This window comes from Leifsonia sp. KNZ13-11D (assembly GCF_056754895.1).
In genome coordinates, this window is the sequence record NZ_JBPGWU010000001.1 from 1524161 (window position 1) to 1540121 (window position 15961).

The following is a 15961-nucleotide window of genomic DNA, read 5'->3' on the forward strand; positions in this document are numbered from 1 at the left end:
TCGATTGGCAACGCACCCGGATCGGATGCTAATGTTGAGCCTCGGTTCGGGAAACCGAATCGGATGCGCCTCTAGCTCAATCGGCAGAGCAATTGACTCTTAATCAATGGGTTCAGGGTTCAAGTCCCTGGGGGCGCACCACACACCGCGAGGTGGCGAGAAGCCCCCGATTCCTTTGAAACACTGGGATCGGGGGCTTCTTTGTTTTCGTGAGTCGGTGTCCTTTAAGGCCGTTTGCCCACATTTTGCCCACATCTGATTTCGTCGACGCGTGGTGGATCGAGTTTCGGAGCACGGACAACCGTGGACGACTGATGATGGTCAGCCGAAACGGCCAGGGGTTAGAGTCCCTCCACGGGTGAACGGATCGAGCACTTCCTCGATTGGGCTGCTGAGCCGAGCGGCCTTAGCGGCGGGAAGGACCTGCGGGTCTTCTGGAACGCCGTGCCTCACAACGAGGACGAGGCCTCCGCCGACGACAAGGACTGGGCTGCCAGCGAACCGGACCCTAACGCGCCATAGGCTCCAAGGGCCAGAAGTAGCGAGCGGAACGTCGACCCTAGTCCTACCCGCAACAGTGAAAGAGTTGATGCTGTGACCGATGCCGGCGAATTCAGCGTCCGATACTCGACGAAAGAGAGCGTCGAGTATCGGGAGGGTGGTAACGCCTTCGAGTTCTTCTTGGGTCGCTTCGTCGACATACCACGGGCCGAAGACTGGGATCGCGTGGTTCCCGAGGCCTTTCGCGGCCGTCGAGACGAGATTGTCGGGCGGTTGATGTGTAGCCGATTGCTGGTGGGCCCGCCCGCCCGGGATGTGTTCGCGTGAGGGACTTCATTCGCGGCTTGCTCGAAGCCGGAAGTCTGTTCCAGGGGTTGATTGCCTGCCAATATTGCTGCCGCTCTCGGCAAGCGCTGAGTCTCGAAAGCGGCGGACCCTAGCGAAACCTCAATCCGTAACGCCCTAGGTATCGTGTCCGGCGGTGACGGGAAGCGGTTCGTAGCCTGCCGGTTGACTTCGGCGAGCGAAGCCAAAGGCAAATGACGCCGCTATTAGCACTGCCCAGGCAACCAAACCGAGACCGAATGCCGACGCGAGTGGATGGGCGACCAGTGCGATTATCCCAGCGATGAGGGCGATGACTTTCAAGCGGATCCACGCGCGAGCCGAAAGTGCCGAGCGCACGCGTTCAACACCGAGCCCGCGATCGGCAGCGACCCTGTAGCCGGCCGTTGCAAACAGCGACGCGCTTGCCAGGCCATACCCGAACGGAAGTGCGAAGACAGCGATCGTCGCGATTGCCGCCGTCATGGAACGTGCGTGCCATTTGACATCGGCCTCGTCCCACCGCGTGTAGGCGCGAAAGCCGAAGACGCCGTGAACGGTCGCGGCGACGACGACGATCGCGGCAGTCGTGATCGCGTATGGCTTCAGCGAGGCAACCGGCATGAACCAGGCGACCACTCCGACCAGGACGACGATGAACACCGGAGGCAACAACCACTCCCACATGCTCAGTGGCACCCCACGCGGCACGGTGAGGGGCGCGCCTTCGCCCGCGGAGTCCGAGTCGGCCGCGTCAGCATGGGTCACGCGTGGAGCTTACAGACGCATGAATTCAGGGACAAGCAGAGCGACGGCCGAAGGCGGCTCCAATATGCCCTAGCCTCTGTTCCAAGGATTGATGGTCAACTTCGCGGCCGCCTCGTCGAGCCGCACGGCGACCATATCCAGATCCTCATCGAACAGATCCGCGTAGACGTCCAGGGTCATAGCCGCGCTCTTGTGGCCGAGCATCTTCTGCAGAACTTTGATGTTCGCGCCTGCGCTCACAGCCAGGCTTGCTGCAGTGTGTCGGAGGTCGTGCGGGGTCATGTACTCGAGGCCGGCGTTCGCCAATGCGATCGCGAACCAGGATGGGTTGTTCTCTCGATGATGCGGGCGCCCCAGAAACCCGCCGTGGCGGCGCTCAAAGATTAGGCTGTCTCTCGACTTGCCTGCGATCGCCCCCCGGATCGGACCGCCCATGATCGTCGGTAGAGGAACTGATCTGCGCTCCCAGCTCTTCGGCGTTCCGAGGATCACGTAGCCGTCGACCTGCGTCGCGGAGCGCACGATCGAGATCCGATGACGATCGAAGTCGACGTCGCGCGGCCGAAGAGCGATGGCCTCACCCCAGCGCAGACCGGTGTACGCCAGAAGCAGCACAAGAAGGGCCAGGTCGTCGTCCTCGATACATCGCACTAGGGAGGCGACTTGCGTGTGCGAGAGGTAGACACGCGGCTTCTCAGAGCTCTTCCGCGGGAGCCGCCGAGCGAGCTGCCGATGGTCATGAGGGCGTCGAGCAGGCGCCGCCCGGTCGCGGCAAGCGCGCGAGCGACGCGTGTCCGGCCGGTCCGCGGACGATCCCCCATGGCTGCTCCCTCGTCGTCTCGACCCTACGGGACTCGTCGATCCGCCCTCAAGAGCCCGGTCAGCCGCCGGTCGCCGCCTCCGCGATCGCCGGCCGGAGGACCAGGCCGGCCGCGTGCCCGCTCGCGGGCGTCGGGTGGATGCCGTCGACGGATGCTCCCGCACGCCACCGGCCGTCCGGGGTGCGGAGGGCCGCCCACGGGTCCACCCAGCGCCACCCGGAACGATCGGCGAGGGAGCGCAGGTCGGCGTTGTAGCGCTCCGAAACAGCGGCGAGCGCGTCGTTGCGTGGGGGAACCGCGCACAGGATGCGCCGCGGCGTCCCCGCCCGCTCGAAGATGCCGGCGATGTTGTTCAGCGTGGCAGCATCCACCCGCCCGTCCAGGGTGATGTCGTTCGTCCCCGCCATGACGACGGCCACCTGGGCGCCGGGGACCGGCCGCGAGCGTGCGAGGATCGCGGCCGTCGTGTCGCCCGAGTGGCGGTAGCCGCCGACATCCCGCACGTCGCCGGTCGCCGCGGTCGCGACCCAGGTCCAGTGGGTCGCGCGGCCGGTCCCGTCCGTAGCGGCGGTGATGGAGTCACCGTACGCCGCGAAACGGACTACGGGTGAAGCGGTCGTGCATCCGGACAGGATCAGACCGGCACTGATGACAAGGGTGAGCATCCGCACAAGCCGGACGGCCCGGTCACGTCGTCGCTGCACTCAGCCTCCCAGCTGCTCGTCGACGTAGGGGCCCAGCGCCGCCGAGTACTCCTCGCTCAGGTGCGAGAAGTCGCGGTAGACGATGATCGAGCCGACCTGAGGGTAGCACCACTGCCGATCGCAGAACCGGTCGCGCAGCGAGAGGCGGGTGACCTGACGGTCTCGCGCGGCGTCGGTCGCCGCGCGGGCGATCGACATGGTCGGCGGCAGCGCGTCCGCCAGCGGCACCGCACAGGCCATCGGGTCGGCCGCGTGTGCGGCGATGCAGGTGGGGACCGAGGAACCCAGCGTGCGGGGCACGTCGTCGAAGACGAAGACGTCCTTGCCCGCCGCGCGCCAGGCTGCCCATTCCTCCCGGAATCCCTCTGCCGCGGGATCGTCGAAGGTGCGTCCGGGTGGAGACGCGAACGTGTACGCCGACGAGAAGGCGGCGGTGAAGACGGCGCTGATGGACCGGTCCGATGCGAGATGCGCGTTCAGCCGTTCCAGCCAGGCGCGGCAGGCTGTCTGGTTGGCGTCCGTCGTCTCGTTGGGAAGCACCCGCACGGCCATCGTCGCCGGGCAGGAGGTCTTCGTGAAGGTCACGACCTGCCACCCGCGCTTCCTGCCGACGGCGGCGAGCGCGGGCACCCAGGCCGCGGCGTGCGAATCGCCGACGAGGGCCACCTTCTTGGTCGCTTTCGCCGCGGGTGCGCCGTAGGAGCAGCTCATGAGGTCTGAGCCCTCGAAGCCGGGGAGGCAGAGCGGCTGCTCCTTGGAGATGCTCACAGCCGAGCGGCTCGCATCCCGGCCGGTGACAGGCGAGCACGCGTTCGACGGGATGAGGGCGGCCGGGCCATGGCATGGGTCTGCGGCCGATGCGGCTGCGACGGGGTTGTTCGCGGCGGGGATGGCGACCAGGGCGACCGCGACGGCGACGACAGCGGCGCCGCCGGTCAGCGCGAAGGCGTACGGCCGCCACGCGACCTGGAGGAGACGTCCACGGCGCACCGGATCCTCGACCAGGACCTTCGTGGCCCAGGCGGCGGCGATCGCGGCCAGCAGGATGAGCACCTTGGTCCTCCAGCCGAGCGGGTGACCGAGGACGAAGGGCAGGATGACGATGGGCGGCCAGTGCCAGAGATAGAGCGAGTAGGAGATGTCGCCGAGGAAAGTCGCGGGCCTGCGCGACAGCCACCATCCCGGCGAATCCGGTCGCATCCGGCCCGAGCACAGGATGAGGGCGACCGTCGCCAGCACCGGGAGCGCGGCGGTGTAGCCGGGAAACGGGGTCGCCGACGTGTAGGCGGTGATGCTGAACGCCAGACCGCAGACGGCCGTCCAGCCGATCAGCGTCGCGGCCACGCCGCGGAACCGCCGGTCGCCTGCGAGCAGGGCGGCGAGCCCTCCGACTCCGAACTCCCAGACCCGCGTCGGCGTGACGAAGTAGGCGGCCGCCTGATCCACCGCCGTGTCGACGATGGAGTACGCGAACGAGAGCACGGAGACGGCGACCAGGCCGAGCACGAAGACGCGCCGTCCTGCGGAGACTGCCGAGCCGCGCCGCCGGGCCAGCGCGAACAGGGCGATGAGGAGGAGCGGCCAGGCGACGTAGAACTGCTCCTCGACGGAGAGGGACCAGAAGTGCTGCGCGACGGTCGCGCTGTCGTGCATGGCCGAGTAGTCGACGGCGTTCGCGGCCAACAGCCAGTTCTGCACGTAGAGTGCGCTGGCGGCGACCTGGCGCGCACACGCCTCCCACGTGGTGATCGGGGCCCACAGACACACCGCCACGCACGAGACGGCGAGCACCAGCAGCGCTGCGGGCAGCAGGCGGCGGATGCGCCGCCCCCAGAAGGCTGCGAGCCCGACCCGGCCGGTGCGGCCGGCGTCGCGGAAGAGGTGCGCGGTGATCAGGAAGCCGGAGATCACGAAGAACACATCCACCCCGACATACCCACCGGTGAGGCGTTCCGGCCAGAGGTGGTAGAGCACGACGGCCAGCACGGCGAGAGCGCGCAGTCCCTGGATCTCGGGACGGAAGCGATCGCCTGTCGCCCCCTCGGCGGGAGGGTCGTCGCGGAGACGGGAGGGGAGGTGGAGCACACCGGCGACCCTAGAGTATCCGCGAGCAGTGCTCCGACCTTACATGTATAAGGGATATTCTTCGGTTCAGCGGTCGCGAGCGATCACCGAGAAGTCCTGGTCCCCGTGTCCCGCGTCGATCGCTCGCTGGAGTTCCGCCGCGACGAGGGCCGCCGCCGGGAGCGGCACGTCGGCCGTCGCCAGGATCAGGCGCAGGTCTTTGGCCAGCAGGGCGGCGGAGAACTGCGTGTCGTCGAAGTCACCGGAGGCGACGACCGGCCCCTTCATCCCCGCGATCGGGGCGATGGAGGTGAGCGGCAGCACGTCGAGCACCTCCGCGGCGGAGAGCCCGCCCGCCGTTCCCAGCCGCAGTGTCTCGCTCAGCGCCTCCATGGAGATCGCCAGGGCCAGGTTGGCGACCAGCTTCGCGGCGGCCGCTTTCGCGGGCGTGTCGAATGTCCGGATCTTGTCCGGATCGGCCCACAGGCTGACGATGGTCCGCGCCTGCCGGACCGCGTCGTGCTCCCCGCCGATCAGCACGGCGAGACTCCCCGCGCGCGCCGGGGCGAGCGATCCGACGACGGGGGAGTGGACGTAGCGGACGCCCGCGCTCGACGCCCACGCCCCGAACTCGTCGGCGTCCGACGGGGCCACCGTCGTCACGTCGATCCACAGGGCGCCGGACGGGATCGGCAGCGACGGGCCGGTCACGGTCTCCCGCACGGCATCCGGGCCGAACAGCACGGTGATCACCGCATCGGCGCGGTCCACCGCCTCGGCCGCGGACGCCGCTATGCGCGCGCCGCGTCTGCCCACCGCCTCCGTCGGCTCCGGGGAGCGGTTCCAGGCGGTGACGGTGTGGCCGGCGTCGATCAGGTGGGTGACGAGCTCCCGGCCCATCCGGCCGAGCCCGAGCAGTGCGATGTCCATGGGGTCCACTGTCCGCCCTGGTCCGCTGACGCGGAAGGGGTGCTCAGCCTGCTCCCTGGTCCGGTTCGAGAAGCGCGACGCCGATCTTGGAGTCCGCCATCCCGTAGAACACCCAATCGCGGCCCTCGACCGTCTCGATGGCGGTCGGGAAGACGACGTTCGGCACGATGCCGCTGCGCTCGTCCTCCGTCTCGGCCGACAGCAGCGGCTCGCGGGTGCGGTCGAGCACCTTCCAGGGCTCGTCCGCGTCGAGGATCATGGCGCCCGCCGCGTAGTTGACGTTCTTCTGCTGGTCGACCCCCGGCTCCAGCCGGCCGGTGACGCCGTGGTGCAGCAGCAGCCAGCCCTCCGGGACGCGTCTCGGGGCCGGGCCCGCGCCGATCTTGAGCTCCTCGAACGGGTACTCCGGCCCCGCCAGGAACCGGTTCTGCCGCCAGCGCGCGAGCTCGCGCAGGTCGCTCTGCACGGCAGCGACCGGGATGAACGCGATCCAGATGCTCGGACGGGTCTCACCGGCCGGCGGATGCTCGCCCTCGCCGGGCCGGATGCCCCCGAGGTCCCACACCGGCCGGTGCAGCACGGCGAGCGACGGCGTGCCGTCCGGGGCGTGCACCGGCTCCGGGAAGAACACGGTGTCCTTGTTGTGGAAGAGGGCCAGGTCGATGCCGAGGTCGTCGTCGTATTCGAACGAGACCGGGCCGAGCCGTCGCCACGCGCGCAGGTCGTCGGACACCGCGACCGCCGTGTGCGGCCCGAGCGGCCCGTAGGCGACGTAAGTCATCACGTGCAGTCCGATCGACGGGATGAACGTGGTCCGCGGGTCCTCGACACCGGCGTTGCTGCGCCCGCGTTCGAACGGCCGGTCGGGTTCGAGCACGACGCCCTGTCGCTCGACGGCGACCGGGACGCCGTCCTCCACGACGACCCGGGCGAGACCGACGCGTGAGACGTTGCCCTCCGCGACCAGGCGCGGCAGGAGGTAGAGCTCGCCGTCGGGGCCGCGGCCGGAGGCGGGGTTGAGCACGCCCTCCGCCTCGAGCGGGTCGCCCGCCACGGGCGTCATCACGACGCCGGAGCGTGAGAGCCGATACGGAAACGGGGTCATGCGTCCACCTCCCGGTAGAAGTACAGTTCGCGCGTGTCGCGGGGTGCGTCCCAGCCCTGGGCGAACGACCAGCGGCCGCCGATCTTCTGCAGTCCGCCCCAGGCGAGCGAGCCGCCGCGGTTGAGCGCCCGCTGCGTGAAGGGGTCGTCGAGACGGTAGAGGGCCTGCGCCGCGGCGAAGTCGCCGTGCTCGTCGGCGTAGAAGAAGTCGAGCACCATCCGGTCGCCGTCGACGGCCGCGCAGGCGACCTCGAAGAGCGAGCCCGAGAGCGGCGACAGATCGAGGTAGGGCTGCTCGGCGAATCGCCAGTCGAGGCCGTCCGACGAGTGCCCGACCATCGGTCGGCCGCCGCATCCCTCCGACAGGAACATCAGGTACTCGCCGCCGACACGGACCGCGCGGCCGTGCTCGTCGCGCGGGATCACCGCCCCCTTCGCCCAGTATTCGGAGACCTCGTAGGGCACGACGAGGCCGCGCTTCTCCCAGTGCTCGAGGTCGTCCGAGACCGCCGACATGATGTCGACGGCGACCGAGCCGTCGTCACGCCGCCAGATGGCGTTGTAGAACAGCACGTAGCCGTCGTCGACCGCGTACACCTTGGGGTCCTCGCATCCGAGCACCTCGTTCGAGAAGGTCGGGTAGATCACCGGGTTGAGGGGCGAGTCGTGCCACCCCCCGTCCCGGCGCACGGCGTGGCCGATCCGGCTGGCCGTCGACTCCTTCCGCGGGGATGCGCGGTAGAAGAGGTGCAGTTCGTCGCCGCGCTCGATCACGGTCGGGTTGAAGATGGAGTCGCTCGTCCATCCCACCCCGGTCGGGTCGTCCCACTGGCCCTCCAGCCGGAAGGTCAGCGCGTCGTCCCGGCGGAACGGCCCGATCGCCCAGTCCGGGCGCTCCGGGTAGTGGGCGGAGAACTGGTCGGTCGAGATCCGGTCGGTGAGCGCGTTGGTGTGCGCGAGCGCCTCCCGGTAGCTGGCCAGCAGGGCGTCATGCCCCGCCGGGGGGATGCGGACGGTGTCCATGGTCTCCTTCGTCGGGCTCATCCCTTGACGGACGAGCCGATGTCGCTCGAGGTGAAGTAGCGCTGGAACACGATGAACAGGACGACCACGGGGGCCGCCAGCACGACCGCGCCGGCCAGGATGGCGCCGTACGGGTTCGCGGTGGAGCCCGCCACGGTCGAGATGTAGTTCGCCAGCGAGACGGCGAGCGGCTGCAGACTCGCCTCCTTCGTGATCAGGAACGGCCAGAGGAACTCGTTCCACGGGCCGATGAAGGTCAGCAGCAGCGCGGTCACCAGCGCCGGGCGGACGAGGGGGAGGGCGATCCGCCACAGCAGCGTGAACTCGCCCGCGCCATCCACCCGCGCTGCGTCGAACAGCTCGCGCGGCAGCTGCAGGAAGTACTGCCGGAAGATGAGCACCGCCGCCGAGTTGATGGCGAAGGGCAGGATCATCCCCAGGTAGTTGTCCGCGAGCCCGTAGTTGCGTGCGATCAGCACGTACAGCGGGATCATGAGCAGCTGGAACGGGATGGTCTGCACGAGCAGCGCCAGCGCGAACGTCACACCGCGGCCCCGCCACTGCAGGATCGCCAGCGAGTACCCGGCCAGCACGCCGAAGACCACGGTGCCGAGCAGCACGCCGCCCGTGAAGATGCCCGAGTTCACCAGGCCCGAGACCAGGTTGATGCGGGAGTCGATCTGGCTGTAGTTCTGGAGCGTCAGGTTGCCCGGGTTCGGGAACGCACCGGCCACACTGGTGTCCGGGGACGTCTGCAGCGATCCGATCACCATGTAGTAGAACGGGAACAGGAACGCGAACGCGCCGATGGTGAGCACGATGCCCTGCAGGATCGCCTGGCCCCGGCTGAGTCGTCGCGGGGCCGCGAAGTCGCGGCGACGCTTGCGCGGCTGGGGTACGGCCGCGGCGGATGCCGGCGGCGGAGTCGTCTGCGTCATCAGTCCCTCCCTCCTGCGAAACGGTTCTGGAGCCAGCCGATGATCAGCACCCCGATGACCAGCACGACGCCGATCGCGGAGGCGTAGCCGGGGTGGCCCTGCTGGATGCCCTGCTGGTAGATGAGCAGCACCGGGCTGGCCGAGTGGCCGTCCGGGCCGCCGCCCCCGGTGAGGAGGTACGGCTCGGTGAACAGGTTGGCGCCGGTGATCGTGGCGAGCAGCAGCACGAGCACGGTCGCCGGCCGCACGCCGGGGACGGTCACGGAGAAGAACTGCCGCACTTTGCCCGCCCCGTCGGTCGCCGCCGATTCGTACAGCTCGGTCGGGACGTTCTGCAGCGCCGCCAGGTAGAGCAGGATGTAGAACCCGAGGCCCTTCCAGGTGACGTAGATGGCGATGGTCGGCATGGCGAGCACCGGGCTGGAGAGCCAGCTCGGGCTGGGCGCCAGCGGTCCGAGGATGTGGTTGACCAGGCCGTTCTGGCCGAAGAGGAACAGCCACACCCCGATGATCGCGACGCTGGCCGTGACGTAGGGCACGTAGTAGCTGACCCGCAGGAACGTCCGGAACCGCACGATGCTGTTGAGCCCGGAGGCGAGCAGCAGCGCCAGCACGACCGTGAGCGGCACGTTGATGATCAGGAAGATCCCGACGTTGACGAACGACTGCTGCACCTGGGGGTCGGTGAACGCCTGGATGTAGTTGTCCAGCCCGACGAACGGCCGGTCGACCGTCGCGCCCGGGGCCGCGAAGAAGTAGTCGAAGAACGAGATGTACACCGCGAAGCACAGCGGGAACGCGAAGATCACCAGCACGAACACGATGTACGGCGCGCTGAACAGCCAGCCGAGCGGGTTCCTCCCGAGGATGCGCTGCACCAGCGGCGCGCGATGCCGCCGGGCCGCGCCGGCGGCGGGCGCGGTGCCCGCCGCCGGGGGAGCGGATGTGGTGCTCATGGTTACTTCTGCGCCTGGAGCTTGTCGATCTTGTCGGCGGCGGCCTTGAACGCATCCTCGACCGATCCGCTGCCGTTCACGACCGCCGTGGTGTAGGCGTCGCGCAGGGCCTGCATCTGGGCGATGGTGTTCGTGCCCGTCGGGTCATCGGCCGTGTGGGCGCTCTGCGCACCGAACTCCTTGTACGCCGGGTGGGCGTTGAAGTAATCCGCGAACGTCGTGGCGACGTCGGTCCGGATCGGCATCTGCCCGGTCACGTCGAGCAGCTTGCCGTCCTGCTCCTTGCTCGTCGCGAACTTGATCACATCCCAGGCCGTTCCCTGGTTCTTGCACGAGGTGTACATGCCGATGTTCTTCGCGTCCGGGAAGGTATAGGTCTCGTCGGCCGGCTTCCCGTCCTTGGTCGGCACGGGGACCGAGCCCCACTGCACCTTGTCGCCGTAGTAGGCGATCGCCCACGGTCCGACGATCGCCATCGCGGACTTGCCGTCCTGGAAGGCGTCGCCCTGGTACTGCTCCTTGCCGGCGAGTCCGTCGCTGTAGATCTGCTTCCAGAAGTTCGCGACGTCCAGCGAGTCCTGGCTGGTCACGGTGGCCTTGCCGTCCTCGATGAAGGTCTTGCCACCGGTCTGGGCGGCGAGCAGCGGCAGGTAGTCGAAGTTCACCTGGAAGAACTCGCTTGTCGGCGCCGGATAGATCGCGTAGGGCGCTGCACCGGACGACTTGATCTTCTGCGCGGCGGCCAGGAACTTGTCGTAGGTCGACAGGTCGGGGTGCTCGGGATCGAGGCCCGCCTTCTGGAAGATGGCCTTGTTGTAGAAGATCATCACCGGGTTCTGCTTCCACGGCATCTGGTAGTAGTCGCCGTCGGCGGACTTGTACTGCTTCGCGGCGTCTCCGCTGCGCGCCTCGATGTACTTGTCGCCGTCGGAGAACTTCGACAGGTCGACGAGGCCGCCCTGCTTCTGCCACTGACCGGTCGCGGCCGGGAGGTTGTTGAAGACCAGGCATGGCGTGGTCCCCGCGGTGATCGCGGCGCCGATCACCTCCTCGGTGCTCTTGCCGGCCGGCACCTCCTGCGCCTTGATCTGCTCCTTGGGGTGCGCGGAGTTCCAGGCCGAGACCATGGCCTTGCCCCACTGCACCTCCTGCGTGTTGTTGGAGTACCAGATGGTGATCGGACCGTGCGCCTTCATGGCGTCGCTCGCACCGCCTCCGCTCGACCCGCAGGCGGCGAGCGTGCCGGCGATCAGCCCGGCGGTGACGAGGGATGCGGCGAGTCTGCCTCTTCGCAGTGTGTTCTTTCGCATGGTGTGTGCCTTTCGATGGGGTGGGGTTCAGCGGGTGGGCGGCGCCGTGGAGGCGCGTACCACCAGCCGGGCGGGCGGTAGGGCGACGTCGTCGGCCTCGCCGTCCTCCACAAGCCGCAGCAGCGCGGTGGCGGCGGCGAGCCCGAAGCCCGCTGGGTCGTTGTCGAGGGTGGTGAGGGAGGGGTAGACGAACGACCCGATGTGGGATCCGTCCAGCCCGGTGACCGAGAGCTCGCCGGGGAGGGCGAGCCCGCGTTCGTGTGCGACGCCCATCCCGGCGATCGCCATGGGGTCGTTGCCGTAGACGATCGCGGTGGGGCGGTCCTCGCCGTCGAGGAGGGCCGCCGTGGCGGCCGCCCCCTGTTCGGGCGAGAAGTCGGTGGGGACGACGACCGGTTCGAGCCCCGCCGCACGGGCGGCCTCCTCGAACCGCTCGCGCCGGCGGAGGCCGTGCAGCATCCGCTCGTCTCCTGAGACGTGCGCGATGCGGCGGTGGCCGAGGCCGACCAGGTGCGCGACGAGCTCGTCGATGCCGCTGTCGTAGTCGCGGGTGATGACCGGGAACGGGCTGCCGCCGGGCGGGGCGCCCAGCGAGACGGCGAACGAGCCGAGGCGCTCGATGAGCGGGATGCGCGCATCCTCCGCCAGCAGGTCGGTGAGCAGGAAGCCGTCGACGCGCTTGTCGGCGGCGAGGCGGGCGTACGCGCGCTCCTCGGCCGCCGCATCCGGCACCACCGTCAGCACCAGCACGTTGCCGCGCTCGGCGAGCACCGTCTCGACGCCTGCGATGAACGCCGCGAAGAACGGGTCGACCTCGATCGTCCGCGGCTCACGACGCAGCACCAGTCCCAGTGCGTAGGCGCGCCGGGTGGTGAGCCCGCGGGCGCCGGGATTCGGCGTCCAGCCGAGCTCCTTCGCGGTCTGCAGGATGCGCTCCCGTGTCTCGCTCTTGACCCCCGGGCGGTCGTTGAGGGTGAGCGACACCAGCGACTTGCTCACGCCGGCGGCGCGGGCGACGTCGTTGATCGTGACGGCGGACGGGTTCATCGCGGGGTCACCGTGGTGAAGCCGCCCGGCGGGACGACGACGAGGGCGTGCGCGCCGACGGTCTGGGCGCGCCCGACCTGGCGCCCCGCCGCGTCGTAGGCGGTCGCGGTCATGGGCCCGGTCGCGTCGATCTTCTGCGGAACCGGGAGCTTCGTCGCATTCACGTACACATCGAGCGAGCTGGCGCCCGCGAGACCGAGGTGCGAGACGACCGGCTGGACGAGCAGCGCATCCAGGCGGGCCGTTCCGCTCACTTTCGCGGTCACGGAGGTGGCCTGCGCGGGCACCGGGACGGCCAGCGTCTGCGGCAGCAGGAACACCGGGCTGGGAGCGATGCCCTGCTCGGCGGGACGCACGTTGTCGGTGCGGCCGAGCGGGAGGGTGAACTTCCCCACCGAGGCCGACCAGCTGGTCGTACCGGATCCCCCGGGGCCGAGGTCGGCGATCGGGAGGATGCGCGCCGCCGGGTGGCCGGCGGGGAGCGCGATGGTGACCGTGGACCCCGCGTCGGCTTGCAGGTAGGCGCCACCCGACCAGTTGGCCGAGCCGGTCCAGGCTGACGGCGGTGTGACGGTCGTGACCGGACCGGTCGTCGTCCCGCTCTCCGCTTCGACGACCGTCAGGCCGCTCGTCGCGGTGGTGCGGCTCAGCGCGGTGGCGGCGCGGGCGATGGCTGGATGCGCATCCAGCGCGAGCATGCTGAGCTCGGTGTGGATGACCGACTCCGCGCCGCAGTTCCGGTTCACCGTGCCGTCGGCCGCGATGCCGTCGACGCAGACGCCGGTGGCCGGGTCGTAGGCGGCGACACCGGCGCGGTTGGCGCCGAAGTACCAGGCGGCCTGCGCGCCGGCGAGGGCGGCGAGCCCGCTCGCGCCGGTCGCATCGGCGGCGGCGGTCAGCCCTTCGAGCCGGGAGTCGACGCCGTACGCGATCTGCGTGCGGTCGGCCGGGGTCGGCGTCCAGCCGTTGTCCGGGCCGCCGGTGGCCAGCAGCTGAGCGGTGAACTGCGCCAGGTCGGTGGAGGCGGCGCGCTGCAGGGCGCTGTCGCCGAGCGTCTGCGCGGCGGCCGTGAGGGCGGCGGGCTCCATCCCGGCCCAGGCATGCCAGAAGGTGGGGGAGTTGGCCTCGGGGAGCAGCGCGCCGAACGGCCACTGGCCGACCCCGCCGCTCTGCAGGCGCGAGATGCCCTCGGCGTAGTGCGCCAGTGCGGTGCGCGCGTCCGTATCGGCGGGCTGGGCGGCTACGAAGGCGCTGAGCCCGAGCACGGCCTCCGCGGTCGCGCCCGCGCTGCCGACGATGAGCCAGCCGGGCACGGTCACGCCGTTCGCCACCTGGGTCGTCGGATACTGCGCGAGCGACTGGCGCTGCAGGGCGCCGAGAGCGAGGTGCATCCGGTCGGCGAGGAACGACGCGAAGGCCGGGTCGGCGGATCGGAAGCCGGCGTAGCCCTCGCCGAGAGCCCAGACGGTGCGCGCGAGCCAGAACGACTCGGCCGAGTCGGACGGGTCGGGCAGGTCCTTCGGGATGGCGGACGGGTTCAGCGTGCCGTCGTGCTGCTGCCAGAGCACCACGTTGCCGGCGTTCGGCCCGTCGGTCGTCTGAAGGTAGGTGATAGAGCGCAGCAGCTCGTACGCGCTGGTCCGGCTCGAGGCGGTGCCGTTCTGCTTCCAGTCGCGCAGGTAGACGACGGCCGCCCGGGAGATGTCGTCCGCGTCGTAGGCGCCCTGCGCGTACCACCCGCGGGCCGGGTCCGTGATCGGCCCGCCTCCGACCCGGTGGAAAGTGCCGTCGGGCTGGCGGTCGGCGTAGACCCAGGGAGCGCGGGCGGTGGGCTCCTGCGTCGCCCGGTAGGTGGTGTGCCCCGGCACGCCCGGGAGGAGGGGCACGTCGTCGAGCAGGAAGTCGAGGTGGGCCAGGTTGGTGAGCTTCGGCGGAGTGCCTGCGGCGGTGGTCTCCGCGGCGGCTTGAACGGCGCGCGGAGCCTGGCTCGCCGCCTGGGCGGGGAGGGCGGTGGCGCTGGCGGCGAGCGTCGCCCCCAGCAGTAGGGCGAGTGCCGCCCTCGGCATGGTCAGTTGTCGGTTGCGCATCGTTGCGACCCCTCGAATCGTGGGGCGCCGACGGTCGGAACATCCGATCGGCGACGTCATCTAAACCGGTTTAAAGGACGGTAGGCGCTCTTCGCCGAGAAGTCAATACGAGTCTTGTGAAGGCACCGGGAGTGCGGCCAGACTTGCCCCACCGCGACCGACCGCGCCGCACCGCTGGGGCAAGGAGGACCACACGTGGAGTACAAGGACATTCCCACCAGGGCCGACGTCGAACGGATCGCCGCACTGCGGCAGCCCGGGTGCGTGAGCATCTACCTGCCGACGGGGACGACACCTGCGGAAGCGGACCGCGCGAGGATCGAGCTCAAGAACCACCTCGCGAGCGCGGCACGGGCCCTCGAAGAGCTGAAGGTGGAGCGGGCCCGCATCCGCGCGGTGCACACCGAGGGGGAGCGCATCCTCGACGACCGGGATTTCTGGCGCTACCAGTCCCGATCGCTCGCCGTCTTCCTCGACGGCGAGCTGGCCGAGACCTTCCGGCTCCCCAACCGGCTCGGCACGTCCTGCGAGGTCGCGGACCGCTTCTACGTCAAGCCTCTGCTGCGCACCCTGACGTTCCCGCAGTCGGCGCTCATCCTGGCGCTCGCGGGCAACTCGGTGCGCCTCCTGCACATCACCCCCGACCGGCCGCCCGAGCGGATCGACGTGCCCGGGATGCCGCGCGACGTCGCCGCGGCCGTCGGGCTGGCCTCGGTGAGCGGTCGCTCGCCGGACGGGCGCATCCAGGGATCCGAGGGCCAGAAGGTGCGGATGCTGGAGTACGTGCAGGCGATCGACCGGGCCCTGCGGCCGATGATCGCCACCTCGACCGAGCCGCTCATCCTCGCCGCCGCGGAGCCGCTGGCGGGCATCTTCCGCGGCGCGGCCGAGCATCCGCGCCTGGTCGCCGAGACGATCTCCGGCAACCCGGAGGAGAAGACGGACGAGGAACTCGCCGCAGCCGCCCGGGGGGTGCTCGACCGGCTGTACGCGAGCAAGGTGAAGGCTCTGCGAGAGGGGTACGAGGCCCGGATCGCCGCGGGCACGGCCCTGGTCGACCTGAGCGACATCGCCCGTGCGGCCACGTTCGGCGCGGTCGAGTCGCTGGTCTTCGACATCGACCGGCGGGTGCCGGGCTCGGTCGACGACGAGACGGGTGCGATCACCTTCGCCGACGACGACGACGCACCCGGTGACTACGGGGTGGTGGACGAGATCCTGCGCCGCGCGCTCGGGTCGAAGGCGTCGGTGTACGCGCTGCGGGCGCAGGACGTGCCGGGCGGGGGAGCGGCGGCCGCGGCCGTCCGGTACCCGGTCTGATCGCAGAGCGCCCGACCGTCAGCGCCCGACCGTCAGCGCCCGACCGTCAGCGCCCGACCGTCAG

Annotated in this window: 14 protein-coding genes and 1 tRNA gene; 3 read left to right on the forward strand and 12 right to left on the reverse strand. The window is 69.9% G+C overall.

The annotated features are described in order from the left end of the window. Window positions 1-65: 65 nt before the first annotated feature. Both ACR9Y5_RS07680 and ACR9Y5_RS07685 read left to right on the forward strand, forming a co-directional pair. Window positions 66-141 (forward strand) — tRNA-Lys (locus tag ACR9Y5_RS07680). Between the two features lie 453 nt (window positions 142-594). Beyond that, a complete protein-coding gene (locus ACR9Y5_RS07685) occupies window positions 595-828 on the forward strand; it encodes a hypothetical protein (protein WP_481297409.1) in 234 nt (77 codons plus the stop codon). A gap of 135 nt (window positions 829-963) precedes the next feature. On the opposite strand, the gene ACR9Y5_RS07690 is transcribed toward ACR9Y5_RS07685, so the two are convergent. The 12 genes from ACR9Y5_RS07690 to ACR9Y5_RS07745 all read right to left on the reverse strand — a co-directional run bounded on the left by ACR9Y5_RS07690 (window position 964) and on the right by ACR9Y5_RS07745 (window position 14577). Further along, a complete protein-coding gene (locus ACR9Y5_RS07690; protein WP_481297410.1) occupies window positions 964-1593 on the reverse strand; it encodes a hypothetical protein in 630 nt (209 codons plus the stop codon). Between the two features lie 69 nt (window positions 1594-1662). Next, window positions 1663-2577: a site-specific integrase gene (locus ACR9Y5_RS07695; protein WP_481297411.1), complete on the reverse strand. Its 915-nt coding sequence runs from the start codon at window positions 2575-2577 to the stop codon at window positions 1663-1665. Beyond that, window positions 2474-3118 carry an SGNH/GDSL hydrolase family protein gene (locus ACR9Y5_RS07700; protein ID WP_481297412.1) on the reverse strand — a complete coding sequence of 215 codons (645 nt, stop codon included), beginning with the start codon at window positions 3116-3118 and terminating at the stop codon, window positions 2474-2476. Before ACR9Y5_RS07700 ends, ACR9Y5_RS07695 begins: the two co-directional genes overlap by 104 nt. Next, window positions 3119-5203: an acyltransferase family protein gene (locus ACR9Y5_RS07705; RefSeq protein WP_481297413.1), complete on the reverse strand. Its 2085-nt coding sequence runs from the start codon at window positions 5201-5203 to the stop codon at window positions 3119-3121. It lies immediately after the preceding gene. Between the two features lie 66 nt (window positions 5204-5269). After that, window positions 5270-6229, reverse strand: a complete 960-nt coding sequence (locus tag ACR9Y5_RS07710; protein WP_481299537.1) for an NAD(P)-dependent oxidoreductase — start codon at window positions 6227-6229, stop codon at window positions 5270-5272. Further along, window positions 6156-7217: a glycoside hydrolase family 130 protein gene (locus ACR9Y5_RS07715; protein WP_481297414.1), complete on the reverse strand. Its 1062-nt coding sequence runs from the start codon at window positions 7215-7217 to the stop codon at window positions 6156-6158. The genes ACR9Y5_RS07710 and ACR9Y5_RS07715 overlap by 74 nt, the downstream gene beginning before the upstream one ends. After that, window positions 7214-8260: a glycoside hydrolase family 130 protein gene (locus tag ACR9Y5_RS07720; RefSeq protein ID WP_481297415.1), complete on the reverse strand. Its 1047-nt coding sequence runs from the start codon at window positions 8258-8260 to the stop codon at window positions 7214-7216. Before ACR9Y5_RS07720 ends, ACR9Y5_RS07715 begins: the two co-directional genes overlap by 4 nt. Continuing rightward, on the reverse strand, window positions 8257-9180 hold the full coding sequence (locus tag ACR9Y5_RS07725) for a carbohydrate ABC transporter permease (RefSeq protein WP_481299538.1): 924 nt from the start codon (window positions 9178-9180) through the stop codon (window positions 8257-8259). The genes ACR9Y5_RS07720 and ACR9Y5_RS07725 overlap by 4 nt, the downstream gene beginning before the upstream one ends. Continuing rightward, window positions 9177-10133, reverse strand: a complete 957-nt coding sequence (locus tag ACR9Y5_RS07730; RefSeq protein WP_481297416.1) for a carbohydrate ABC transporter permease — start codon at window positions 10131-10133, stop codon at window positions 9177-9179. Before ACR9Y5_RS07730 ends, ACR9Y5_RS07725 begins: the two co-directional genes overlap by 4 nt. Window positions 10134-10135: 2 nt before the next feature. Further along, complete coding sequence (locus ACR9Y5_RS07735) at window positions 10136-11428, reverse strand: ABC transporter substrate-binding protein (RefSeq protein WP_481299539.1); 1293 nt, start codon at window positions 11426-11428, stop codon at window positions 10136-10138. Between the two features lie 42 nt (window positions 11429-11470). Further along, a complete protein-coding gene (locus ACR9Y5_RS07740; protein WP_481297417.1) occupies window positions 11471-12490 on the reverse strand; it encodes a LacI family DNA-binding transcriptional regulator in 1020 nt (339 codons plus the stop codon). After that, the gene (locus tag ACR9Y5_RS07745; protein ID WP_481297418.1) at window positions 12487-14577 is read right to left on the reverse strand and encodes a hypothetical protein; all 2091 of its coding nucleotides are present in this window, start codon (window positions 14575-14577) and stop codon (window positions 12487-12489) included. The genes ACR9Y5_RS07740 and ACR9Y5_RS07745 overlap by 4 nt, the downstream gene beginning before the upstream one ends. Window positions 14578-14772: 195 nt before the next feature. Between ACR9Y5_RS07745 and ACR9Y5_RS07750 the strand changes: the two genes are divergently transcribed. Then, window positions 14773-15897: a baeRF11 domain-containing protein gene (locus tag ACR9Y5_RS07750; RefSeq protein ID WP_481297419.1), complete on the forward strand. Its 1125-nt coding sequence runs from the start codon at window positions 14773-14775 to the stop codon at window positions 15895-15897. The last annotated feature ends 64 nt before the right edge of the window (window positions 15898-15961 follow it).

Bases quoted from the DNA above. Each gene is read 5' to 3' on its own strand.
- ACR9Y5_RS07715 (WP_481297414.1), bottom strand. From the start codon at position 7,217: ATGACCCCGTTTCCGTATCGGCTCTCACGCTCCGGCGTCGTGATGACG.
- ACR9Y5_RS07740 (WP_481297417.1), bottom strand. From the start codon at position 12,490: ATGAACCCGTCCGCCGTCACGATCAACGACGTCGCCCGCGCCGCCGGC.
- ACR9Y5_RS07745 (WP_481297418.1), bottom strand. From the start codon at position 14,577: ATGCGCAACCGACAACTGACCATGCCGAGGGCGGCACTCGCCCTACTG.
- ACR9Y5_RS07730 (WP_481297416.1), bottom strand. From the start codon at position 10,133: ATGAGCACCACATCCGCTCCCCCGGCGGCGGGCACCGCGCCCGCCGCC.
- ACR9Y5_RS07720 (WP_481297415.1), bottom strand. From the start codon at position 8,260: ATGAGCCCGACGAAGGAGACCATGGACACCGTCCGCATCCCCCCGGCG.